The organism is Exiguobacterium sp. s48 (assembly GCF_018617395.1).
Classification (GTDB): Bacteria; Bacillota; Bacilli; order Exiguobacteriales; family Exiguobacteriaceae; genus Exiguobacterium.
Genome location: NZ_JACSKC010000001.1, coordinates 1,034,633 through 1,058,929, shown reverse-complemented (window position 1 = coordinate 1,058,929; position 24,297 = coordinate 1,034,633). Strand labels below are relative to the sequence as shown.

At 45.0% G+C, this 24,297-nt stretch carries 30 protein-coding genes; 28 read left to right on the top strand and 2 right to left on the bottom strand.

The genetic code is table 11. The features are described from left to right. The first annotated feature begins 1 nt into the window (after position 1). The 14 genes from pstA to KNO66_RS05440 all read left to right on the top strand — a co-directional run bounded on the left by pstA (position 2) and on the right by KNO66_RS05440 (position 13,881). Entirely contained in the window at positions 2–913 is a 912-nt protein-coding gene (pstA, locus tag KNO66_RS05505) for a phosphate ABC transporter permease PstA (protein ID WP_214741162.1), read from the top strand. A gap of 109 nt (positions 914–1,022) precedes the next feature. Then, positions 1,023–1,784: a phosphate ABC transporter ATP-binding protein PstB gene (pstB, locus tag KNO66_RS05500; RefSeq protein WP_224862754.1), complete on the top strand. Its 762-nt coding sequence runs from the start codon at positions 1,023–1,025 to the stop codon at positions 1,782–1,784. Positions 1,785–1,800: 16 nt separating this feature from the next. Beyond that, positions 1,801–2,463, top strand: coding sequence for a phosphate signaling complex protein PhoU (phoU, locus tag KNO66_RS05495; RefSeq protein WP_214741158.1), 663 nt, complete (start codon positions 1,801–1,803; stop codon positions 2,461–2,463). A 116-nt stretch (positions 2,464–2,579) separates the two neighbouring features. Continuing rightward, a complete protein-coding gene (locus KNO66_RS05490) occupies positions 2,580–3,329 on the top strand; it encodes a DUF4912 domain-containing protein (protein WP_214741156.1) in 750 nt (249 codons plus the stop codon). A 14-nt stretch (positions 3,330–3,343) separates the two neighbouring features. Further along, positions 3,344–5,545, top strand: coding sequence for a 1,4-alpha-glucan branching protein domain-containing protein (locus KNO66_RS05485; RefSeq protein WP_214741154.1), 2,202 nt, complete (start codon positions 3,344–3,346; stop codon positions 5,543–5,545). An 84-nt stretch (positions 5,546–5,629) separates the two neighbouring features. Continuing rightward, a complete protein-coding gene (gene rpmG, locus KNO66_RS05480; RefSeq protein ID WP_255313299.1) occupies positions 5,630–5,794 on the top strand; it encodes a 50S ribosomal protein L33 in 165 nt (54 codons plus the stop codon). 54 nt (positions 5,795–5,848) lie between these two features. Further along, positions 5,849–6,403 (top strand): 5-formyltetrahydrofolate cyclo-ligase, encoded by a 555-nt coding sequence (locus KNO66_RS05475; protein WP_214741152.1) that lies wholly within the window; start codon positions 5,849–5,851, stop codon positions 6,401–6,403. Beyond that, complete coding sequence (locus KNO66_RS05470; RefSeq protein ID WP_214741150.1) at positions 6,382–7,152, top strand: DUF92 domain-containing protein; 771 nt, start codon at positions 6,382–6,384, stop codon at positions 7,150–7,152. The genes KNO66_RS05475 and KNO66_RS05470 overlap by 22 nt, the downstream gene beginning before the upstream one ends. A 169-nt stretch (positions 7,153–7,321) precedes the next feature. Continuing rightward, positions 7,322–8,278, top strand: a complete 957-nt coding sequence (locus KNO66_RS05465) for an L-lactate dehydrogenase (protein ID WP_214741148.1) — start codon at positions 7,322–7,324, stop codon at positions 8,276–8,278. Between the two features lie 122 nt (positions 8,279–8,400). Further along, a complete protein-coding gene (locus tag KNO66_RS05460) occupies positions 8,401–9,453 on the top strand; it encodes a rhomboid family intramembrane serine protease (RefSeq protein WP_214741146.1) in 1,053 nt (350 codons plus the stop codon). A 12-nt stretch (positions 9,454–9,465) separates the two neighbouring features. After that, positions 9,466–10,497 (top strand): M42 family metallopeptidase, encoded by a 1,032-nt coding sequence (locus KNO66_RS05455; RefSeq protein ID WP_214741144.1) that lies wholly within the window; start codon positions 9,466–9,468, stop codon positions 10,495–10,497. Further along, the gene (locus KNO66_RS05450) at positions 10,494–10,688 is read left to right on the top strand and encodes a YqgQ family protein (RefSeq protein ID WP_214741141.1); all 195 of its coding nucleotides are present in this window, start codon (positions 10,494–10,496) and stop codon (positions 10,686–10,688) included. Before KNO66_RS05455 ends, KNO66_RS05450 begins: the two co-directional genes overlap by 4 nt. 92 nt (positions 10,689–10,780) lie before the next feature. Further along, positions 10,781–11,743 carry an ROK family glucokinase gene (locus KNO66_RS05445; protein ID WP_214741139.1) on the top strand — a complete coding sequence of 321 codons (963 nt, stop codon included), beginning with the start codon at positions 10,781–10,783 and terminating at the stop codon, positions 11,741–11,743. Positions 11,744–11,964: 221 nt separating this feature from the next. Then, positions 11,965–13,881, top strand: coding sequence for an LTA synthase family protein (locus KNO66_RS05440; protein WP_214741137.1), 1,917 nt, complete (start codon positions 11,965–11,967; stop codon positions 13,879–13,881). A gap of 131 nt (positions 13,882–14,012) precedes the next feature. On the opposite strand, the gene KNO66_RS05435 is transcribed toward KNO66_RS05440, so the two are convergent. Further along, positions 14,013–14,192 (bottom strand): DUF2759 domain-containing protein, encoded by a 180-nt coding sequence (locus tag KNO66_RS05435; protein WP_214741135.1) that lies wholly within the window; start codon positions 14,190–14,192, stop codon positions 14,013–14,015. Positions 14,193–14,349: 157 nt separating this feature from the next. Between KNO66_RS05435 and KNO66_RS05430 the strand changes: the two genes are divergently transcribed. Continuing rightward, positions 14,350–14,967: an MBL fold metallo-hydrolase gene (locus KNO66_RS05430; protein ID WP_214741133.1), complete on the top strand. Its 618-nt coding sequence runs from the start codon at positions 14,350–14,352 to the stop codon at positions 14,965–14,967. Positions 14,968–15,000: 33 nt separating this feature from the next. Here the strand turns inward: KNO66_RS05430 and KNO66_RS05425 are convergent, their stop codons facing one another. Continuing rightward, the gene (locus KNO66_RS05425) at positions 15,001–15,264 is read right to left on the bottom strand and encodes a DUF2626 domain-containing protein (RefSeq protein WP_012726597.1); all 264 of its coding nucleotides are present in this window, start codon (positions 15,262–15,264) and stop codon (positions 15,001–15,003) included. 249 nt (positions 15,265–15,513) lie between these two features. Here KNO66_RS05425 and KNO66_RS05420 point away from each other — a divergent pair, with 249 nt between their 5' ends. From KNO66_RS05420 to gcvPB, 13 genes are all read left to right on the top strand, one after another. Continuing rightward, a complete protein-coding gene (locus KNO66_RS05420) occupies positions 15,514–15,900 on the top strand; it encodes a Spx/MgsR family RNA polymerase-binding regulatory protein (RefSeq protein WP_214741131.1) in 387 nt (128 codons plus the stop codon). A gap of 58 nt (positions 15,901–15,958) precedes the next feature. Beyond that, positions 15,959–16,783, top strand: a complete 825-nt coding sequence (locus tag KNO66_RS05415; protein ID WP_214741129.1) for an ATPase, T2SS/T4P/T4SS family — start codon at positions 15,959–15,961, stop codon at positions 16,781–16,783. Next, a complete protein-coding gene (locus tag KNO66_RS05410) occupies positions 16,747–17,724 on the top strand; it encodes a type II secretion system F family protein (protein ID WP_214741127.1) in 978 nt (325 codons plus the stop codon). Before KNO66_RS05415 ends, KNO66_RS05410 begins: the two co-directional genes overlap by 37 nt. A gap of 15 nt (positions 17,725–17,739) precedes the next feature. Continuing rightward, positions 17,740–18,042: a prepilin-type N-terminal cleavage/methylation domain-containing protein gene (locus tag KNO66_RS05405; RefSeq protein WP_214741125.1), complete on the top strand. Its 303-nt coding sequence runs from the start codon at positions 17,740–17,742 to the stop codon at positions 18,040–18,042. 29 nt (positions 18,043–18,071) lie between these two features. Then, positions 18,072–18,470, top strand: coding sequence for a prepilin-type cleavage/methylation domain-containing protein (locus tag KNO66_RS05400; RefSeq protein WP_353048540.1), 399 nt, complete (start codon positions 18,072–18,074; stop codon positions 18,468–18,470). After that, positions 18,463–18,693, top strand: a complete 231-nt coding sequence (locus KNO66_RS05395; protein ID WP_251128104.1) for a hypothetical protein — start codon at positions 18,463–18,465, stop codon at positions 18,691–18,693. Before KNO66_RS05400 ends, KNO66_RS05395 begins: the two co-directional genes overlap by 8 nt. 49 nt (positions 18,694–18,742) lie before the next feature. Further along, the gene (locus KNO66_RS05390; protein ID WP_214741120.1) at positions 18,743–19,123 is read left to right on the top strand and encodes a hypothetical protein; all 381 of its coding nucleotides are present in this window, start codon (positions 18,743–18,745) and stop codon (positions 19,121–19,123) included. Positions 19,124–19,206: 83 nt separating this feature from the next. Further along, positions 19,207–19,386, top strand: a complete 180-nt coding sequence (locus KNO66_RS05385) for a hypothetical protein (RefSeq protein WP_214741118.1) — start codon at positions 19,207–19,209, stop codon at positions 19,384–19,386. Further along, positions 19,379–19,867: a shikimate kinase gene (locus KNO66_RS05380; protein WP_214741116.1), complete on the top strand. Its 489-nt coding sequence runs from the start codon at positions 19,379–19,381 to the stop codon at positions 19,865–19,867. The genes KNO66_RS05385 and KNO66_RS05380 overlap by 8 nt, the downstream gene beginning before the upstream one ends. Continuing rightward, the gene (locus tag KNO66_RS05375) at positions 19,864–20,202 is read left to right on the top strand and encodes a hypothetical protein (protein WP_214741114.1); all 339 of its coding nucleotides are present in this window, start codon (positions 19,864–19,866) and stop codon (positions 20,200–20,202) included. The genes KNO66_RS05380 and KNO66_RS05375 overlap by 4 nt, the downstream gene beginning before the upstream one ends. A gap of 148 nt (positions 20,203–20,350) precedes the next feature. After that, on the top strand, positions 20,351–21,427 hold the full coding sequence (gcvT, locus tag KNO66_RS05370; protein WP_214741112.1) for a glycine cleavage system aminomethyltransferase GcvT: 1,077 nt from the start codon (positions 20,351–20,353) through the stop codon (positions 21,425–21,427). 25 nt (positions 21,428–21,452) lie between these two features. Further along, positions 21,453–22,790, top strand: coding sequence for an aminomethyl-transferring glycine dehydrogenase subunit GcvPA (gcvPA, locus tag KNO66_RS05365; RefSeq protein ID WP_214742387.1), 1,338 nt, complete (start codon positions 21,453–21,455; stop codon positions 22,788–22,790). Continuing rightward, positions 22,790–24,265, top strand: coding sequence for an aminomethyl-transferring glycine dehydrogenase subunit GcvPB (gcvPB, locus tag KNO66_RS05360; protein WP_214741110.1), 1,476 nt, complete (start codon positions 22,790–22,792; stop codon positions 24,263–24,265). Before gcvPA ends, gcvPB begins: the two co-directional genes overlap by 1 nt. Positions 24,266–24,297: the final 32 nt, after the last annotated feature.

Below are 24,297 nucleotides of genomic sequence, written 5' to 3'. Positions count from 1 at the left end.
TATGGCTTTACCGAACAGTGAGTTCAAGAATACAAAGAACCTGATGAATCGCGAGACGGTGTCTGCGCGCATCAAACGTCGTTTACAAATGAATGAGATTTTCAAATATATCTTTTTGGCAGGTCTTGTCTTTGCGTTGGTCGTCTTATCGACGTTGATTTATGACATCCTCTCAAAAGGGGCGGGGTGGGTTGACCTCGATTTCTTGCGTAACTTCCCGTCAAGACGTCCAGAACAGGCTGGATTGTATCCCGCATTAATCGGATCGATCTGGCTCATGTTCCTTATCGTACCGATGGTGTTTGTCATCGGTGTCGGTGCCGCCATCTATCTAGAAGAATATGCACCGAAAAATCGAATGACTTCATTTATCGAAGTGAACATTTCGAACTTGGCTGGTGTCCCTTCAATCGTATTCGGATTGCTCGGTTTGACGATTTTTGTTCGCGTCATGGAGTTAGGGAACTCGATTATGGCTGGGGCATTGACACTTGGACTTATGAGTCTACCAATTGTCATCGTCGCTTCACAAGAAGCGCTACGAGCTGTCAAGATGGAATTGCGCCATGCCTCGTTGGCTTTAGGTGCCTCAAAGTGGCAAACAACATTCAACGTCGTCTTACCATCAGCAATCCCTGGGATCATTACGGGGATTATCCTTGCCGTTTCTCGTGCAATTGGAGAAACAGCGCCTTTGATTATGGTCGGAGCTGCGACGTTTATTTCAACGACACCAAGCAGTGTGTTCTCTGACTTCACGGCACTACCGATTCAGATTTACAACTGGACGAGCCGACCACAAGCAGAGTTCCAAAACTTAGCTGCAGCGGGAATCATCGTACTCATGACGATGCTCATCGCGATGAACTCGGTTGCAATTTATATTCGAAACAAATATACAAATCGACATTAAGGTTTTTTGCAGATGAATGGGGAGGAACCTCGAGATGATGAAACAACAAGAGCTCAATAAAGGAGATCAAAACGTGAACACAACTACGACAGAACCGAAAACGACTGAGATGAAAAAAGATAGTGCCTATGTCGTCAACAATTTGAACTTGTGGTACGGAGAAGACCAGGCTTTGATTGACGTCAACCTCGATATTAAAAAGAATGAAGTGACGGCGATCATCGGACCATCTGGTTGTGGGAAATCGACATTCATTAAAACATTGAACCGCATGGTCGAACTCGTCCCATCGGTTCGTACAAATGGTGAAATCTTATATCATGGTCGTAACATCTTCGATCGTGGATACAAGGTAGAAGATTTGCGTACGTCGGTCGGGATGGTATTCCAACAACCAAACCCGTTCCCGAAATCGGTTTATGACAATGTGGCATATGGGCCGCGGACGCATGGCATCAAAAATAAGAAGGTACTCGATGAGATTGTCGAGCGTTCATTACGTGGGGCTGCAATTTGGGATGAAGTAAAAGACCGTTTAAATGAGAACGCCTATGGTCTCTCAGGTGGACAACAACAACGCCTCTGTATCGCACGCACATTGGCAATCGAACCTGATGTCATCTTGATGGATGAACCGACGTCTGCCCTTGACCCGATCTCTACTTTAAAAGTAGAAGAGTTGGTTCAAGAGTTGAAAGAACAGTACTCAATCATTATCGTGACGCATAACATGCAACAAGCTGCCCGTGTTTCGGATAAAACGGCATTCTTCTTAAACGGAGAGGTTGTCGAGTTCGATGTAACAGATAAGATTTTCTCGAATCCATCTGATAAACGGACGGAAGACTATATTTCTGGCCGTTTCGGTTAAGGAGGAGACTAGATTGATGGCACAAAATCGCACATTTTTTGATACGAAATTGATTGAATTAGAAGATAAGGTGGTCCGTTTGGCAAATTTGACAATGCGTCAAACAGCAACCGCCATCGAAGTGTTAGAAAAACATGACCTCGAATTAGCTAAGACTGTCATTGAGAACGACAATGAACTCGACGACTTAGAATTGACGATCAACGATGAAGCAATTCTATTGATTGCCAAACAACAACCGGTCGCAACTGACTTGCGTCGTTTGATCGTGACGATGAAGTCAGCCACAGATCTCGAGCGGATTGCAGATTATGCGACGAATATTGCTAAAGCGGTCACTCGAATCGAACATGTTCCTTATTTACACGACATTCAACCGCTCAAACAGATGGCTGAACAATTGATTGATATGCTCGAACTTGCGACGCGCGCTTATCGTAAAGGCGAGGTAAGTCGTGTTCGTGAACTCAACGAGATGGACAGAGTCATTGACGACATCAATTTAACGGTAATCAAACAATATATCGGTTCACTTCCTGCGATGACAGTTGGAACGAACGATGTATACGAATTCTCGAACATCGCTCGATACCTCGAACGGATGGGTGACCATGTGACGAACTTCGGTGAACATTTAATTTTCCTTGAAAAAGGGAAACATTATGATTTGAACCAATAAGATTAGTGGTAAAGAACAACAGTGCTGTTGTTCTTTATTTTTTTTGGGCAGGAAATCAAACTCAAGGAGCGAATAATAGTCTACATGGATTTTTACATGAAGGGAGCCATATAGAGATGGAAGAGAAAATCGTATCCTTGAAACAACAAGGACTTACGCTAAAACAGATTGCGGCAGAACTAGACGTCCCGATTGGCAAAGTCCAATACGCATGGCGGAAATGGAGAAATCAGCAACAAGAATCGGAGGCGGTTGCCCCTGTGAAACCAAAGGGTGGAAACAAGAAATCAAAGGCGACAGTTGAAACGTCTAAAAAACAAGTCGCATCGACAAAGGAAACGCTTGATGGAGCGACTTCTCCACTTCTTGATCAGGGTCCAGAGGGTTTTTGGCAGCTTCCAGACCGATACAATGTCGATTTTTTACACGCGGTCGTTCAGTCCCCGAACTCAGTGTACGTTTGTTGGGAAGTGTCTGATCTTGTCAAAGAGACGTTAGAACTCCAATTCATGAGAAGATGGGAAGACTTGCCGAAAGCGTTTCGAATTCTAGACGTGACATTACTGGACTACAGTAGCGGTCAGGCAAACCGATCCTACACGTTCGACCTTCCAGAAATGACGAATAGCTGGTTCGTTCGTCCACTAGACCCGAATACGACATATGTGTTTGAATTTGGGATTCGCACAATGGAAGGGGAATTTTTGCCGATTGTAGCGTCTAAACCGCTGGATACGCCTCGTGCGGAGCCGAGCGGCACTGGTCGATTCGCGGAACCGGTACGCCGTTGGCAATACGGAGAAGTCGACTCTCCTGAAGTACTCGATACATTACCAAAATATGCGGCATACCGTTACGTACGATAAGGAGGACTCTATACATGAAACCTGGATACTTTTCACTCGTCCTTCATGCTCATTTACCGTACGTCCGGCATGAAGAAAAACATCGTTTAGAAGAAAGATGGGTCTATGAAGCCATCTCTGAAACATATCTGCCGATTTTATGGCAAGTAGACCGCTTGAAACGACCTTTGCATTGGACGGTCAGCATTTCACCACCGGTTGTCGAGATGCTTGCCGACCCACTCATTCAAGACCGTTATGTGGACCATTTGGATGAGATGCTCGAATTGATTGAACTAGAACTATCTGAAGACAGAACCGATGCAGAAAAAGCAACGTTACATTTTTATCGTCAGCGGTATAACGATTTGAAAAATACGTTTTTACATTGGGATAAAAACTTGAACGAGGCGTTCCGTACATATCGTGAAGCGGGATATATCGACATGGTCACTTGTACGGCAACCCATGGATTTAACCCGCACCTATTTACAGAGCAAGCTGCACGCGCGGAGATCCGTACGGGCCTAAATTGTTTTGAACGTCATTATGGATTCCGACCGACCGGCATTTGGTTACCAGAGTGTGCCTATACACCGGGTGTCGACCGAATTTTATTTGAAGAGGGTATACGTTATACCTTTGTCGACGAACATGCTCTTCTCGACGCAGATCCAACACCTGAGAAAGGGATCGGAGCGCCTGTATATTCACCACATGGTGTTGCGCTATTCCCTCGGGACCAAATCATTTCGGGTAAAATTTGGAGTTCAATGATTGGGTATCCGGGTCACCCGGACTATCGTGAATTTTATCGTGATTTGGCATATGATCGGGATTGGGACTACATTCAATCCTTTATGCATCCAGAAGGGATCCGTTTCGATACGGGACTAAAAATGCACCGGATCACGGGCGATACAGATCAAAAAGATTTCTATGTACGGGAATGGGCGGAGCATCAAATCGGAAATCATGCGATGGACTTTGCCAAAACCTTAGAATCGCATCTCGAGGCACACAGTGCTCAAACGTTCCCACCTTTCCTCGTCACGGCACCGTTTGATGCGGAACTGTTCGGTCATTGGTGGTTTGAAGGACCAGAATTCCTTGGCCAAGTCGCGGAACGACTTGATGAGTTTGGGATCGAGACGATCACGCCGGCCATCTTCCTAGAACGTCATTTTAAAGATTTACAGACCGTTCACGTCTCGATGAACACATGGGGACGTAAAGGATATGGCGAGGTTTGGATCAATGAACGGAACGAATGGATGCTTCGACACCTTCATATGATGGAGATGCAATTGGTTAAGGATGTGGCAGACTATCGCGAGCAGTCTGAGTTAACCGATCGTGCGTTGAAGCAATTGATCCGTCATTATGTGTTGGCCGTATCGAGCGACTGGGCGTTCATTTTAGATGGACAAACGACTGCGCAATATGCAGCTGAACGCTTCCGTGAGCATACGCGTCTGTTCGCAGAACTAGAGACGGCGCTCTATCAGGATTCGCTTACACCTCAATTACTAGACGAACATTATAAAGCGTATCCGTTTCTTCAAGACGTAGATATCGAAATCGATTCATTCCTAGCGCCTCATGATTATTATGTGACAAAGGAACGCGTTCAAGAGGACCCGGCCATTTTGGTGCTGACTCCTGAATATCACGGTCATCTCGTCGGTGGACTCGGGAAACGAGTCATTGATGAAGTGGAAGCTAGAGCGAATGAAGGAGAAGTAGTTTACGTACTGACACCATATCACGAAGGATTGCCGGAGTATGAACGACATGGGAATATTCATGTCTATCGTGTTCGACCGACGAGTCCATTTTTAGAACATGTCATGAATCAAGTGGCCACACAAAATATTGCCTATGTGAAGCTTGTACATGAGCTGGCGAAACGAGTTCCGTTCAAAGTGGTTCACCATTTTGATTGGATGACGATTCCTGCTGCGAGAGAACTTGCGCATTCCCTTGAGCTTCCGTTATACTCAACTATGTTGTCCTTTGAAACGACACGCAATCCGCATGGTCACGGTGGTTTGTTCGATGCGATCCATCGAATTGAAAACAGCGTGTTCCCTGTCGCGAAGGTTGTCTATGTCGGTGAAGAGATCTCCATTCCTGAGCTGAAACAACGGTATCAGTTGAGTGAGAATGTCAACACATGCCTGCCTCTTGAAACTTCTCCGTATGGACAGGATTCAATGAAAAAGAACGTGAAATAACCTTGCTTTTTCACAGGAAACTTGGTAGGATAATTGAGTATGCTTAGACTGTAAAGCAAAAGCACTTGATACAACATCATTAAGATGGGAGTGAAAGAAATGCGCGTTAAAATTACATTAGCTTGCACAGAAACAGGCGATCGCACGTACATCACGAAGAAAAACAAACGTAACAACCCTGAGCGCCTCGAGTTGCGCAAATACAACCCACGTCTCCGTCGTCACACGCTTTACCGCGAAGTGAAGTAATAAGGGACCGGCCGTCACATATGTGGCGGCTTTTTTTGTAAGGAGGAATACGTTGTGGATGAAAAAGCTGCGCTTAGACGTACCGTACATCAGTACATTAGACAAATGGAAAATCGGCAAGAAGTGGATGAGTTGATTCATCAAAGACTGTTCGCGACGTCTTTGTGGAAAAACAGTCAAACGATTGCTGTGACATTGTCACTCCCACTTGAAATCGAAACATCACCGATTATTCATGAAGCATTTAAAGAAGGAAAAACGGTGTGTGTCCCGAAAGTAATGGAGCAGGGGCTTACATTTCATGTCATCAACTCATTCGATGACCTTGAGGTCGGTGTCATGAATATATTAGAACCGACGACTTCTCCAACGACGCAGACGATTGATTTATGTCTCGTTCCAGGACGAGTGTTTGATCGTTCTGGCTTTCGTGTCGGATGGGGCGGGGGATACTATGACCGATTTCTAGAGACATACGAAGGTGTGACCCTTTCACTAGCTTATTCTGCCCAACTAGTAACACACGTACCGACAGAACCGCACGATCTCCCAGTACAGTGGATTGTGACGGAAAAGGAGAGTATTCAATGTTTGCCATTTTTATCGTGACGTGCGTTGTCGCCTATCTCGGGTATCGATTACACTCCTTGACGCTCTCTGGAGCTCTATTGACAGTTGTGACGGGTACGGTAATTGGATTATCGTTTGGATGGTTTGGACTTTACTTACTCGGTGTATTTTTCTCGACATCCTCACTCGCCTCAAAATATCGCTCTAGGGATAAGCAAGGGGTCGACGATATCGTCGAAAAGACCGGTGCCCGTGATGCCATACAAGTATTGGCGAACGGTGGGGTAGGTATCCTTTGTGCACTCGGATTTTTATATACGAAAGATTACGTCTTTCTCTATATGTACATCGTTTCCATTGCAGCCGCGACGAGTGATACGTGGGGATCGGAATTCGGTGTATTATCGTCTCATCAACCACGATTCATGTTCACGTTTAAACGAGTTGAACCGGGCACAAGCGGAGCAGTGTCAACGCTTGGGACGATGATGTCGATCGTAGGAGCGTTCGTGATCGTGTTGTCTTCAGTATTGTTTATCGAAGTGGACCTACCGCTCTTTCTAATGCTTTGGGCAATCGGTCTGAGTGGAAGCATCATCGATACGTTACTTGGCGCGACTGTGCAGCGGAAGTTTCGCTGTGACGTCTGTGGCAAACTGACGGAGAAAAAAATTCATCATCAAGTCCCGACGATTTATGTGTCAGGGTCCCGTCTACTTGGGAATGATGCGGTTAATTTTTTATCTGTGTTTGGGGCAACGGTGATTTGTTTTTTCGTATTCAGATGAGGGTAGTACAGAAAATGAAGATGTTTCATCCGAATGTGAATGTTGTCACAATATCGCCAAAGTGAAAACGGTTTCCACTGTAGTTAGGGTTTGTGAATGATGTTACAATCTTTATGTAACAGAGATAACAAATACATGAAACAGATTGTTCGAAGGGTGGAGAATCAATATGGAAACATTAAATCATGCTAAAGTAACACGTGTCGCACTTGTAGGGGCTGGGGCAGTAGGTGCGAGTTTCGCATACCAATTAACGACAGCTAGTCTTTGTGAGGAGCTTGTCATCATCGATATTAATAAAGCAAAAGCCGAAGGCGAAGCGATGGACTTGAATCATGGTGTTTCCTTCGCTTCATCTCCGATGCGCGTTTGGGCAGGGGATTATGCGGACTGTGGGGTTGCTGATATCGTTGTGATTACGGCAGGTGCTCCGCAACGTCCAGGGGAGACACGCCTTGACCTCGTTGAAAAGAATGCGAAAATCATGAAGTCCATGATTTCAGAGATTATGGAGTCTGGATTCGATGGAATCATCATCATTGCCTCAAACCCGGTCGACATCATGACACATCTCGCTTGGAAATATTCAGGTCTTCCGAAACATCGCGTCTTCGGTTCAGGTACCGTGTTGGATACATCCCGTTTACGCTATATGTTAGGGGATTACTTCAATGTCGACCCGCGCAACTGCCATGCCTACATTATGGGTGAGCATGGGGATACGGAGTTCGCTGCATGGAGTAATGCGCGCATTTATGGAAAATCAGTCGAGCAGTTGCTTGAAGAACATGACGAATACAACTGGGAAGACCTTGAAGACATCTACGTAAATGTTCGTGATGCCGCTTATCATATTATCGAGCGCAAAGGTGCGACGTACTATGCGATTGGACTCGGCCTCCTTCGGTTGGTGAAAGCTGTCCTTCGTAACGAGAATACGTTGTTGACAGTCGGTGCACACCTTGATGGAGAGTATGGATTGCACGATATTCATATCGGTGTGCCAGCAATCATCAACCGTCAAGGCGTTCGTGAAGTCGTTGAGATTGAGTTGTCACAAGAAGAGCATGAGAAAATGCAACATTCTGCGAACGTACTCATGAAAACAATGGAGCCTGTCTTGTAATCTTCACCCTTCGAAAACCCGTAGCCATATGGTTACGGGTTTTTATACATATAGAACGAATCATCGTTTGGTCGTGCGTCGTTTCGTGATTTACAATAGAATTGAGAGAGGAGGGGGTTTAGTTGGCAACGAGTTGTTTTTGGGAAGATATTTATCATGCGGTTGAGAGCGGTGGACGAATCGAAGGAGTTTTAGAGCCTTCCCGTGCGGTCATCTTGCTCGATACGAAAGCGGGCGATCGCTATGATTTATACATCCAAACTGAAAAGGCATGGGCGAATCATGTCGCAATGGATATCCACGCCATCTTAAACGCCTTTCGTCTTGCCCGAATCGGTCGGAAGCGGTTGACGATTCATCTGTACGGGGAGAGGTTAGTTGATGAAGAAAGAATTAGCTCGTTATCCTTTTCGATTCCTGCGAAAGTGACGTTGGCTCGATCGATTTGTACTCCTACGATGGAAGAAGATCGGTTTCGTCTTCTTGCGGTCTCGCTCGATCGGCAGAAGAAGGCGGAGCTTAAGAAGCGATTTTCGTTTGGAAAACCGAAAGTAGTGTACGGACTCCTACTCCTTACATTTTTAGTGATGTGGGTAGCGGAGTCGGTCGGCTCGACATTTGACCCGAATACGTTGGTCACATTCGGCGCAAAAGTGAATCCGCTCATCGAACAAGGAGAATGGTGGCGATTGATCACCCCGATGTTTCTACACATCGGTTGGTTTCATTTTGCGATCAATATGTTTGCACTTTGGTCACTCGGCCCACTTGTTGAACGAATGTATGGGTCAATCAGATTCTTGATCATTTATATCATCAGTGGGGTATTGGCGACGACGGCATCGTTCGCCTTCAGTGAATCCATATCGGCGGGGGCCTCTGGTGCACTCTTTGGATTGGTGGGCTCGCTACTTTACTTTGGATTACGAGATCGTTCACTTTTTATGAAGACGCTCGGACCTCCATTGTTTATTATGTTAGGATTAAATGTGGGCCTGGCATTTGTTTTAGGTGCAAGTTTAGACCATTTCGCACATGCAGGTGGACTAATGGGTGGATTCTTCGTCTCCGGAGTCGTCGGATTGCCTGATGAGAAAAATCGAACACAACGAATCTTATTTTCTGTGCTCACAATCCTATTATTTGGATTCTTGTATGGGTACGGATTTTGGTAAGGGGAGAGCAAAATGAACAAGATGATGGATACATTAAAGACATTGGTGAATATTCCGAGTCCGTCTGGTATGACGGAAGAAGCTATTTCATATACGGAGAGCGAGCTACGCGCTCTCGGAGTTACTACGTCTCGGCTACATAAAGGAGCATTGCTAGCGACATTCCCTGGCCGGTCAACAAAAGCGCGTCTGTTAACAGCGCACGTCGATACGTTAGGGGCGATGGTGAAAGAAATCTTGCCGAGTGGGCGTTTGCGTTTGACCCAAGTCGGTGGATACGCCTGGACGGCAATCGAGGGGGAGAACTGTCTTATTCATCGTGAAGAAGGAGAAGCCATTGAAGGTACGATTCTCATTCATCAGTCGAGTGTGCACGTTTATAAGGATGCCAACTCTGCGGAGCGTTCAGCATCGAACATAGAAGTTCGACTCGACGAAAAGGTTCACTCGCGTGAAGAAGTGAACGCACTAGGGATTGAAGTTGGTGATTTCGTCTCATTTGACCCGCGTTTTAAAGTGACGTCTTCAGGTTATGTGAAATCACGCCATTTGGATGATAAGGCATCCGTCGCTATTTTATTAGACCTCGCAAAAGACTTGGTCGATCAAGACTTACCACATACAGTTCATTACTTGATCTCAAACTATGAGGAAGTCGGCTTCGGAGGGAATGCAGGTATTCCAGAAGCGGTTGTGGAGTATGTCGCTGTCGATATGGGGGCACTAGGGGATGGTCAACATTCAGATGAATATACCGTCTCAATCTGTGCCAAAGACTCTTCTGGACCATATGACATCGGATTGCGTCGGAAATTTACGTCACTTTGTAAGTCTTACGAGATCGACTATAAGGTAGATATATATCCATACTATGGTTCAGATGCATCAGCCGCCATTCGTGCCGGTTATGATGTACGACACGCATTGGTTGGACCTGGAATCGAATCCAGTCATAGCTATGAGCGGACTCATACGTCATCTATGGAAGCCACGAGAGAACTGCTATACCGTTATGTGCAATCAACGATGGAGGAAAAAGCATGAAAAACTTTTATGATGTCCAGCAGTTTTTAAAATCATTCGGAACCATTATTTACATCGGAGAACGGGATGCTGAAATCTCACTCATGATGATGGAGCTTGATGAAATGTATGAGGGGGGCATCATCGAACAACGTGTTTATGATACGGCTAAAATCATTTTGACCCATGAATTGAAAAATTCAACGGATTGACAGAAACCCCTTAGTGCAAAGGGTTGCACTAAGGGGATAATAGTGTACACTAATCAATGAAAGCGATTTAGTTGAGATGAGGAGTGAACGATATGAAATGGTTACTAGGGATCGACATCGGAGGTACAACGGTGAAGATGGCTGTTTTAGACATGAACGGCATCATTTCTGATAAGTGGGAAGTCAAAACGGATATTCGAGAAAACGGTGTACATATCCCGAAGGACATTGCAGCTTCTTTTGAAACATATTTAGAGACATCAGGTAAAAAGAAAGAAGATTTTGCGGGCGCTGGAATCGGCGCGCCAGGGTTCATCAACTTCTCAGAAGGGGTTGTTGAATATTCTCCAAATATCGGGTGGAAAGACTTCGCACTTGTGAGCGAATTCGAACAGGCGGTCGGTCTTCCGGCTGTACTTGAAAACGATGCGAATGCTGCAGCGCTCGGTGAAATGTGGAAAGGCGCTGGAGAAGGGGCATCTGAATTGTTGGCGATTACGCTTGGAACGGGCGTCGGTGGTGGTGTGATCACAAATGGAAATATCGTCCACGGAACAGCAGGTATGGCTGGAGAGATTGGTCATATTACGGTAGAGCGTGATGATACGAAAGCTGTGAAGTGTGGTTGTGGTCGTTTAGGATGTATCGAAACCATTGCATCCGCTACGGGCATCTCACGATTGGCTCTGCAGAAACGGAAAAATCAAGACACATCCTTGAACGACCTAAAGGAAGTGACGGCACGTGACGTCTTTGAAGCATATAAGGCGGGCGATTCGATCGCAACATCAGTCATTGACGAAATGACGGAATATCTTGGTTTGACGATTTCGAACATCGCGAACACGCTCAATCCAAAAATGATTGTCATCGGGGGTGGCGTCTCTAAAGCTGGTGATGCATTACTCGAACCGTTAGACGCTCAATTTAAACGGTTTGCGCTCGAACGCGTCTACGAGTCAACGACTTTCAAAATCGCAGAACTTGAAAACGATGCCGGAGTAATCGGGTGTGCGTGGTTAGCACGTAAACACTTCCTTCCGACACGCGTATAATGACGACACGTCTGCTTGATGCAGGCGTGTTTTCTTATGGGAAAGGGTATGGGATATTGTAAAATTTGTAACGTCATAGTTGATTTTTTATTAAAAAAGGAGTAAGATTTGGTCTTGATACTGGACGTGTACTATTCATTTTGAATTGTACAATGTATGAACAAATATAAAAATGGCTATGAAAACTTGCCTAAAAACTGAAAAGAGGAGGAGACCGTCTGATGAATTCATCTCAACGCTTCTCGAAGCTATCGACGAGACTGAACGACACGGTCCGTACTTCGTTTCAAGAATATCGTTTATTTTGGATTTTTACGTTATTGCTTTGGACGAAGACGTACATCGTCTATCAATTTTTCTTTAACATTCCGATTGAAAACACTGCGCAGGCATTTATCTTACTGATTAGCCCAATCAGTTCGACCTTATTCCTGTTCGCCTTCCACTTCTTCTTTAAAGGAAACAAACAAAAATGGGTGCTCTTCACCCTTTATGCGGTTGCTTCATTCGTTCTGTTTGCGGATGCCGTGTATTTTCGGGAATTCACGGACTATTTGACAGTTCCTGTCATCATGCAACCGTCGAACATGGAGACGATCTCTTCATCGTTCACTTCATTATTAGAGTGGAAAGACTTGATTATTCTTGGTGATGTGTTCGTTCTTCCATTTATTCTATGGCGGATGAACTTGAAAGAGAATGCGGCATCACATCGTCGTGCTCTCATCACATTTGTGGCAGCCGTATCTGTATTCTTATTCAACCTTTCTTTGGCTGAGACGGAGCGCCCTGAATTGTTAACTCGCTCATTTGACCGTGAGCTTTTAGTGAAAAACATCGGAACATTTAATTTCCATGTATATGATGCGATGCTTCAAACAAAAACATCTGCTCAAAAGGCAATGGCGGACGAATCAGAACTCGCAACAATCGAACAGTTCACTCGTCAAAACTATGCTGCACCGAATCCAGATTTGTTCGGGAAGTATAAAGGGAAGAACGTCATCGTCGTTTCGTTTGAATCGACTCAGAACTTCACGCACAATATGAAAGCACCGAATGGAGAGTACATTACGCCGAACTTGAACAAGTTGATCGATGAATCTCATTATTGGCCAAACTATTACCATACTGTTGGTCAAGGGAAAACATCGGATGCAGAGTTTGCGCTAGATAACTCTTTATATGGCTTACCGCGTGGTGCCGTATACTTTACGAACGCAGATAATGAATATCAGGCACTTCCTGAGTTAATTAAAGAAGACAACTATTACTCAGCAGTGTTCCATGCGAACAACAAATCGTTCTGGAACCGTGATCAAATGTATAAAAATGTAGGGGTCGACAAGTTCTTTGATGAGAAGAGCTATGACCTCGGTAATCCTGAAAATATGACAGAGTGGGGTCTTCTAGACGATAGCTTCTTCGAGCAATCGATTCCAATGCTTAAAGAATTACCGGAACCGTATTATGCGAAGTTCATTACGTTGACGAACCACTTCCCATATACGATGCCGAGTGAGGACTATGAGCTCGTACCGAAGTTCGAGACAAGCTCGACCACGTTGAACAATTTCCCTCAGGCACTCGCCTATCAAGATTACGCACTCGGCCTCTTCATCGATCAATTGAAAGAGAACGGGATGTGGGATGATACCATCTTTGTCGTCTATGGTGACCACTATGGAATTTCGACAAACCACAACGATGCGATGGCTGAGTTGCTCGGAAAAGACGAATTGACGCCTTTCGATGTAGCGAAGTTACAACAAGTACCATTCGCAATCCATTTACCGGATCAGAAGAAAGGTGAAGTGCATGAGACGATCGGGAGTCATGTTGACATGAAACCGACAATCTTACACCTTCTTGGAATTGATACGTCGGATACGATTGGATTCGGGAACGACTTGTTCTCAGAAAATCGTAACAGTCGTGCTATTTTCCGTGACGGTACGGTCGTGACGGATGAGTATGTATGGACACAATCGACATGTTACAATGCGACTTCTGGTGAAGTTGTGGAAGACACGTCGCTATGTGGTCCGATGACAGAAGAAGCGGAAAAGATTTTGCAAATGAACGACGACTTAATTTATTCCGATCTTCTTCGTTTCAAAGAACAGACAAAAGAATAAGCAGTTTACGGACCGATCCATTTAGTGGAACGGTCCGTTTTTTATTTGAATTCATTTTCATGGACAGAGGTTCAACTAAAAAAATGAAACAAAAAAGCGACCGAAGTCGCTTAATGATTGCGTGATGCCAATTAACCTGGAATTCCACCGTAGATTAAGGTAGCGATTCCAAAGAATCCGAATACGAGTACAGTTAAACCTGCAAATACGAGCGGAAAGAATTGGCGTTTTTGGAATGAACGAAGCATTCCCCAGATAGCCACAATCGCAATGATGACGGACATCCATCCGAACGGTTCATACAAATGCATGACGAGTTCCCCCTTTAATTATACGTCATGAAATTCATAAAAATTTCACTGAAATATCATTATTATTTTATCCGATTATTAGGGCGCTGTCGAGTAAAGGTTGACATCGATACAATTTTGCCACAATATTGTTTTGAACAAGAAGGGGATGAACGATATGCAAATCAAAAAGATTACATCTGGTTTAGCGCAAGAGAATGGATACGTCTTAGAAAAGGATGGCACGGTGGTCGTCATTGACCCAGGAACCGATGATCCACGCTTCTTTGAAGTGATCGATCGATTCGGGACACCCTCGGCGATATTGTTGACGCATGCGCATTTTGATCATATCGGTGGCATCGATGCACTTCGCGAACGCTATCAAATACCTGTGTATATACATCGTCTTGAAACCGATTGGTTAACGAATGGAGAAAAGAATGGGGCCTCTGCGTTTAATTTACCGATGCCTTCGATGAAACCCGCAGAGAAAACATATGAAGGTGATGTTTTAAGAATCGGGAATCTCACATTTCAAATCTATCATACACCGGGTCATTCCCCAGGAAGTGTCGTATTGTATATGGCTGATGAAAAGACTGCCTTTTGTGGTGACTTGATTTTTAAACAATCCGTCGGACGGACGGATCTGTTTGGTGGTGACCAGTCAACATTAATGGGGTCTATCGATCGGATGAAGCAACTCCTTCCTGATGAGACGATCCTTTACTCGGGACACGGTCCGCAGACGACGCTCGAAGAAGAAAAACGTACAAATCCGTTTTTCACATAATAAAAAAGATTGTCTCCGGTGAGACAATCTTTTTTACATTTGGAAGTTGCTCCAATACGTAAAGACAACGAAGAAAATTGTCAAATACGCACCGAACACATATACATACGTTTTTTCAGTTAACTTTAAGTAACCAAGAGCGACGAAGAAAATCGTTTGTGCTAAGAAGACAAGTCCCATCACGATAAAGTCGCCGGTATGTTCACTACTGCTTTGGTCGCCGCCTAGTGCGCCTACGAAAGCAAGTGCCGCTACTAACCCAGTCCAAAAGCCTAGGACACGAAACATTCTTGCCATGTTAATCCCCCCATACGTGCATTATTCCATTCTCATTCACTATTTTACCAACACATTCGAAAAAATGCTATGGAAACGTGAGAATTGAGCAAAATAATCGTGAAAAATATGTGAAGTGAATACGGAAAATAAAGTTGTACAAAAAAATTAAAAAAGTTGTACAAAAAGTGTACAAAATGGGTATAGAGATGTATAATCAACTTATACAAACTGAGCGAAGTGAGAAGTTGAATGAGGGAGGAACATATAATGGCATCAGAACTAATGTTTTACACGTATCCAAGTTGTACATCATGTAGAAAGACGAAAGCGTTTTTACAAGAACAGGAACTGCAAGTGAGTGAACGTCATATTTTCAGAGATGCACCGACTGTCGATGAACTATTACAGTTACTTGCGATTAGTGAGGAAGGCGTTGACTCCCTCCTTGCGACGAGAAGCCAGGCCTTTAAACAACTTGATGTTGATGTGGAGGATTTGAAATTAAGTGAATTACTCAAATTGATGAGTGAAAATCCAAAACTACTAAAACGTCCGATCCTGACTGATGGAAAAGAAGTGATTGTCGGCTATGACAAGGTTTCAATCGAAACATATGCGCGTCGTCATAATGTCGTTTCAGTCCAAGTTTCATAAAACAAGTCCACTTTTAACTTAGTGGGCTTTTTTTTATGCTTGTAGCGAGGTGATCGAGATGAAGGAGCTCATTGAAGAACTAGTGATTTCGGCCCGTCGAGTCGGCGCGAGCGATCTTCACTTTATACCGGATTTCGATAAGGTGAAAATTCAAATCAGATCTGCGATGAGATTAGTCGAGTTTCGATCAATCGATGTTGATCTGTATGATCGACTGACGTTTCATATGCGCTATTGGTGTTCATTATCTGAAACGAATCAACGGATTCCGCAGTCTGGTGTCTACGAACTGAATCAAGATGTGATTCGAGTGACATTTTTGCCTTCATTTACTCAGACGATGATGTCTTGGAGGATTCCGCACCATGTGTTCGAACTTGATGAACTGCTACATGTACATGATGTAGAACGTTTTAACAAAATGGTAGCGGCTCGTCGTGGACTATTCTTCATAGGTGGGTCTACTGGAGCTGGGAAGACCACGGTATTATATGCATTATTAAATCAATTGAAGCATGAACGAATTGTAACGATTGAGAACCCACCGGAGCAGGTCGTTGAAGGGGTTATTCAATTAGAGGTGAACGCGAAAGCAGGACTAGGGCATCAGCAGTTGTTAAAAGAAACGCTTCGTGCAGATCCGGATATCATTGTCATCGGGGAAGTTCGGACTGAAGAAGAGCTACTTGTCGCATATGATGCCGCGCTCAGTGGACATATGACTATTACCACGTTCCATACAGCATCCATAGAAGACGGAGAGAGACGATTGGAGCAGCTTCTTGGGAAGTCGTCTGTTGAAAGACATTGGTGTGTATTGACCCGGAATCAGGAGGTGACTTGTGAATGGTCCGCACTGACTTCAACTCATCCGCTCGATTGATTCAACGATTCCTACGTCTTCAGTCCCGAGGTGTCTCGCTTAAAACGACGATGGAAACATTGGAGTTTCATGAGAGAGGGAACATGAAAGAAAAGGTTCATCACATGAGGATGCTATTAGAGTCGGGCACAGAGTTGTCTCAAGTGTTCTCGGTGATTGTCACGAATAAACAGATGCAAGAGATGTTACATACAGCGGATCAGAGCGGTCGATTCATCGATGGATTGTCTCAAGTTGTTCAAGTGTTAGAAATGAGGCAGCGCGGTAAAAATGAATTGAAACGACTCATCCGCTATCCGTTGCTCATTTTTTTCATCCTACTTCTGTTAGGCATGATTTATGCGTTATACATATTTCCGAAGTTGATGGGAATGGTAGATCTTTCATCGCATAGTGGAGTGGCTACGGTTCTATTATCCCGTTGGTTCTTTCCGATCCTATTCTGTACGTTCTTCACGGTAGGCGTAATCTTATACGGTTTACATCGGAGAGGAACCGAACTTCCATTCTACATATGGAAACGAGGAAAAACATTATATATGACGTATCTATTCGTCAGTGAACTGTCATTGCTTCAGAAGACCGAGACGAATATCCGTCAAATCATTTCGCGACTTTCCGATGAGGAAGGGGAGATGGCTGAACTGGCAAAACGAATTCATCAGCGAATGTCTGACGGGAAGAGTATTGAGGACGCAACGAAAAGTGAGCCGTTTATTGATTATGAGGTCGTGAGTTTATTGGGTGTAGGGGCGATGAGTGGTGAGCTCGGCGAATTGATGTCCCTTCATCGAGAGCTCGTTTTCGAAGAAATGGAGCAGTATATTCGAAGTCTAATTGAAAAAGTAGAACCAGCTTTATATGGTGTGTTGAGCATGATGATTGCAGTCTTATTTTATACCTTGTATTTGCCGGTCAAACTCATTATGGCCCAATTATGAAGGGGGAACTTACACATGAAGGAAGAGGAAGGGTTCACACTGATTGAAATGGCGGCAGTTCTGTTGATTATTTCTGTACTTCTCTTATTGCTTGTCCCATCTCTAACGGAAGGGAAGTCGCGGGCGGATCAAGTGAGTTGTGAAGGGAGCGTGCGAATTGTCGAGTCCGAAATTAATTTGCACTACGCAGAGCATAAAGGATATCCGGTGACGTTAGAGGAAATCAATCGAGCCTCTGCTAAAGACCCACTCGTTTATAGTTGTCAATCGGTCGACTATACGTATTCGCCTCTCGACGGAACATTGACTAAACAATGAGGGGCTATACGTTAGTGGAAGTGACCTGGGTGTTAGTGGTCTTATCTTTTCTACTACTCATCAGCACCCCGGTTGTGAAGCCATTCGAACGAATTGAACTTTTCGACTTTACTGACTCATTAGTTGCCGACATTCAAGAAGCGGGACAGTATCCGTATATTTCTGAGGATGGGAGTTGCGTGCCAAAATTGCTTTGGGTTTCGAAACAAAAAACATACCTTATTGTATGTGGGAGAAGTGTGGTTCGAGAAGTAGATGTGCCAAGTGGCGTAAAAGTGTACTTGCCGTCATATCATACAATCACCTTTTCACAAGCGACGGCGGCTTATGCAGGACAATGGAAATTTGTCAGTGGAAAAACGTCTGTGACGCTTAAGTTTCGAATCGGTACATACGAACCGGAGGTGGTTGTTCGTGAAGATGGATGAGATGGGCTATTCACTGTGGGAATTGAGTGTCAGCATTGCGGTTGTGATGGGGTGGATCTTCATATTGACATCATTCGTAATGCAAGGGAATGAACGAGTCGATCGACTGAGTGAAACGTTGTTTATTTTTGAGCGATTACAAGGGGAGGTGCTACTTGAGGCTGCTGAACCGTCAGGACGTGAACAAGTTTGTGAGAAAGAGTTTTGTTTACCGACATTATGAAAATGGGTTTACGATGATTGAAATGACGTTCGTTTTGCTGATTCTACCCATGTTTCTTTTGCTTTTAGTTGAACTGCTTACTCTAGGTCAATATCTTTATGAACAGCCTAAATGGAACCATCATACGACACCGCAGTTGATTGTACGTCGTTTGATGGGGAGTGAAAATTGCCGTGTCGATGCCGGGCGGTTGCGAGGTGATTTCGTCAAATCGGATGAGGAGCGGTGGCCATGGACAATCAAACAGGTAAACGGCAATTTGGTGATGGTGGGAGACGGAGGAGGGAACTTACTCTTTTTAAGAGGAATCGATCAGTATCATGTCGAATCGGTCGGGGTAGGATTTCAAATTTCATGGATCGATTCATCGTACAAAAGAGAGCGGTTCGTCATGTGTATGAACGCGGATTCTTCCTCATCGTCACCCTGACCTTGATTGTATGGTTACTAGGAGCTGCATTATTTTGGTATACTGATGTAGAGAGAACGACAAGGCAAATCTCCGATGAAATATTGTCTATTCGTTTCGAATCACATTTGTTATTGGCAAAAGGACGATGCAAAGAGCACCCTTTGACGATTCATAAACCGACGGGTACTGTGACATGTCGGCCGATTGCACCAAATCGAACTGAAGTGGACATGGTATTATCATCCGGTGAACGCCATAAAGAGGTGATGACGTATGAATGACAAACCGTTTTACATTGTGGGATTTATGGGTACAGGTAAATCTACCTTATTCCCACTATTGAGAGAAGCGGGTGAAACGGTTGATTTGGATCAGTGTATTGAAGCCCAGATAGGGATGGATATTGCTACATATTTTAAACAGTTCGGTGAGTCAGCGTTTCGGGAAGTAGAAACAGAAGTTCTACGACAAGTCGACGCGGACTTTGTACTGACAGGAGGCGGGATTATTGAGCGACCTGAAAATATGCGATGGATGCGTGATCATGGGACTGTGCTTCATTTAGACCTGCCGTTTGAAATATGTTGGGAACGGATCAAGGCATCTGATCGCCCGCTAGTTCAAAAAGGACGAACGAAAGTGAAGGAGTTATATGAGCGACGTGATGCCTCCTACCGGGAAGCGGACGAGTCTATTGATGCAACGCAAACGCCAGAAGACATTGCAGAATACATTATTCGTTTGAAGGAGAGGAACGTATGATTTGGATAAATCTCGTAATCATTGGACTAGCAATAGTTGGACTTGGGGTATATGGTTACCTCTTATTTAAAAATAAAATGAAGCCTGAATTCGGCCGCTTGAATCGCCTAACGGAACGGTTTAAACTTCGGGCAGACGTGATTGGTCAACAGGTCAATGAGATCAAAGGACACGTGGATGCGGTCAACCGATCTGTTACCCAAATAAAAGAGTTTGGGGTCAATGCGAAGAGTGAATCGATTGAATTGAAGCAAGCCGCCGTTGAGCTAACTCATGAAATCAAACGGACAGCTGGAATTGAACGTTCTGACGTTTCCACCGAGTCGAAAATATGAAATAATGAGGATGAAAACGTTTTCGTTTTCCATCCTTTTTCTTTTTCTCTTTTTTACCTATGCAGAAGGTTTAAAAATTGTTAAAGTGAAATGGAAAACGAAAGATTTCAAAAACAAAAGCATTTTATGTTCGGGATTGGGGGATATTATGGAAAAGGTTACTTTGAAACGTACGCCTTTGTTCGATTTAATCGAACCGAAGGCGAAGATGGTTGATTTTGCGGGATTTGAAATGCCGATTATGTTCTCTTCGATTAAAGAAGAGCATTTGGCTGTACGTCAAAACGTGGGGATGTTTGATGTATCTCACATGGGAGAAATTCGAATCGAAGGGCCGGACGCACTTGAGCAAGTTCAAAACTTGGTGACGAATGATATCTCGAAGATAAAAGTCGGTCAAGCCCAGTATAACCTTCTCTGCCTAGAAGACGGCGGCGTTGTAGATGATTTACTTGTCTACCGTTTAGATGTGGATGCTTATTGGCTCGTTGTCAATGCTTCAAATATTGAAAAGGATGAAGCGCACATTCGTCGATACGTGAACGGTGATGTTGTCGTGACGAATGAATCGGATGAATACGGTCAAATTGCGATTCAAGGGCCACATGCACAATCTGTGCTTCAAACCATCACAAATGTGGCGCTCGATGAGATCGGGTTCTTCAAATTCATGAATGGGGACGTGGCGGGTGTGCCGTCGATCATCTCTAGAAGTGGGTATACAGGTGAGGATGGATTCGAGATATATGCTCGATCAGTAGCGATTTCTGCTATTTGGGAAGCACTTGAAGCCGAGGGTGTTACCCCGTGCGGACTGGGCGCACGCGATACATTACGTTTCGAAGCGTGTTTGCCGCTTTACGGTCATGAGTTGGATGAGTCGGTCACGCCATTCGAAGCGAATCTCAATTTTGCCGTTAAGCTAGATACTGATTTTGTTGGTAAGGAAGCACTCGTCACTCAAAAAGAGAATATTCCGAATCGATTGATCGGATTGAAATTGCTCGGTCGTGGGATTGCCCGCCAAGGGGCGCAAGTTGAATTGAATGGTAATGTAATCGGCGTTGTCACGACCGGTACGATGCCTCCGACTGTAAATGAATCAATCGCATGGGCACGAGTCGATGCACGTTACAAAGATGAAGATCGTTTTGTCATCGACATCCGTGGCAAAAAGATTGAAGCCGAACGCGTACCGACACCTTTCTATAAACGAACGAAATGAAACAGGGGGATTCAGAATGAACAGAATGGAATTTCGTTATTTACCGATGACCGAACAAGATGAACGAGACATGTTAGAGACAATCGGCGTCGATTCAATCGAAGCGCTTCTTTCGGATATTCCAGAAACACTTCGCGAACAAGCATCATTGGCGGCGATCGGGGCTCCGCTTCCGGAAGTCGATCTCGTTCGTCATATGACGAAATTGGCCGATAAGAACAAACATACGAAATCGTACCCGAGCTTCCTTGGGGCAGGGATGTATGATCATCTTTCACCGAGTGTGATGAACCATATGCTTTTGCGTTCTGAATTCTATACGGCGTATACGCCATATCAACCTGAGATTTCACAAGGTGAACTTCAGGCGATGTTTGAATTTCAAACAATGATTTGTGAATTGACAGGGATGGACGTCGCGAACTCTTCGATGTACGACGGGATTACAGCTCTTGCTGAGGCGACATACTTAGCGAGTGCACAGACGAAGAAGAAACGTGTCGTCGTCTCCGGTGCGGTGCATCCTGAAGCGAAGGACGTAATCCGTACGTATGCTGACGGACCGGGGCTATCCGTTGACTACACAGATGTGGTGAACGGGGTAACGGACGTGTCCGACCTTGATTTGACGGATGCGTCGTGTCTTGTCGTACAATATCCGAACTTCTACGGTCGCATTGAAGACTTAGAAAAAATGGCGGAGCTGGCTCACGAAGCCGGTGCGCTCTTCATCGTGTCGAGCAACCCGCTCGCCCTCGGGATTTTGGAGTCGCCAGGGGCACTCGGTGCGGACATCACGGTCGGGGATGCACAGCCATTTGGTATTCCGCAAAGTTTTGGTGGACCGTCATGTGGATACTTCGCGGTCAAAAAAACTTTGATGCGTAAACTACCGGGGCGACTTGTCGGTCAAACAGTCGACGAGGACGGCAAACGCGGATTCGTGTTGACACTTCAAGCACGGGAACAGCATATCCGTCGTGATAAAGCGACATCTAATATCTGTTCGAACCAAGCGCTCAACGCGTTGGCTGCTTCGATCACGATGTCTGCTTTAGGAAAATACGGTATTCGTGATATGGCCGTTCGAAACATTCAAACTGCTCATTATATGAAAGAAACGTTAAAAGCTGCAGGATTCAACATCATTGATGAAGGACCGATGTTCAATGAGTTTGTCGTTGACTTTGGGCGTGACGCAGAAGACGTGTCGCGTCATCTACTTGAGCATGGGATGATTGGTGGTCTCCCGCTCGGTACGTATGAAGAGGAACGTCAGACACAGATGTTGGTTTGCGCGACGGAGTTGCGTACGAAAGAAGAGATTGACCAGTTTGTCGAAGTGGTTGGGGGGATGAAATAATGCAACACGAGCAAACGCTAATTTTTGAAGTATCACGTGAAGGACGGACTGGATATAATTTGCCGACACCGACTGTCCCAGAGGTGGACCTTGAGACGTTGTTACCGGCTACGATGATTCGAAAAGAGGCGGCGGAACTTCCGGAAGTATCTGAACTCGATGTCGTTCGCCATTACACGTCTCTATCTACCCGAAACCATGGGGTCGATTCAGGCTTCTATCCGCTCGGTTCGTGTACGATGAAATATAATCCGAAAGTGAACGAAGATATGGCTCGTCTTCCTGGCTTTGCACATATTCACCCGTTGCAACCGGTTGAAACGATTCAAGGTGCGCTCGAACTCATGGTGGACTTACAGGAGCAACTCGCTGAAATCACAGGTATGGACGAAGTCACATTGCAACCTGCGGCAGGGGCGCACGGTGAATGGACAGGTCTCATGTTGATCAAAGCGTTCCATGAGCGTAATGGGGATACGGCTCGTACGAAAGTACTCGTCCCAGACTCGGCGCACGGAACAAACCCAGCGTCTGCAGTCGTTGCTGGATTTGAGACGGTAACCGTCAAGTCGGATGAGCGCGGACTTGTCGATTTGGATGATTTGAAGTCAAAAGTTGGAGCGGATACAGCTGCGCTCATGCTGACAAACCCGAATACGCTTGGACTATTTGAGGCAGATATCCTTGAAATCTCAAAAGTCGTTCATGGAGCTGGCGGGAAGCTGTATTATGATGGTGCGAACTCAAACGCGATTCTCGGGATCGCTCGTCCAGGGGACATGGGCTTTGACGTCGTCCACTTGAATCTTCATAAAACGTTCACTGGCCCACACGGCGGTGGAGGTCCAGGCTCAGGTCCAGTCGGGGTGAAACGCGATTTGATTCCATTCCTTCCTACTCCAATTGTGACGAAGACAGAAGATGGATACGGTCTCGATTACGACCGTCCACATTCAATCGGTCGAATCAAACCATTCTATGGAAACTTCGGGATCAACGTTCGTGCGTATAGCTACATTAAGACGATGGGCGCTGAAGGGTTGACACGAGTATCACGTGAAGCGGTCCTCAACGCCAACTATATGTTCGCGCGACTAAAAGATGCGTTTGACGTGCCATATGATACGTATTGCAAACACGAGTTCGTCTTGTCAGGGAAACGTCAAAAAGCCCTCGGGGTACGTACACTCGATATCGCGAAACGTCTTCTTGACTTCGGTTACCATCCACCGACGATTTATTTCCCATTAAATGTCGAGGAATGCATCATGGTGGAACCGACAGAGACGGAATCAAAAGAAACACTCGATGCGTTCTGTGATGCGATGCTCCAGATTGCCAAAGAGGCAGAAGAGAATCCGGAAATCGTTCAGACGGCTCCGCATACGACGGTCGTCAAACGGATGGACGAGACACTCGCTGCCCGTAAGCCGATTTTGAAATATGAGCGTCGTGAGACGTCATCTGTAAAATAAAAAATGGGCGAGTCGATGATCAAATCGACCGC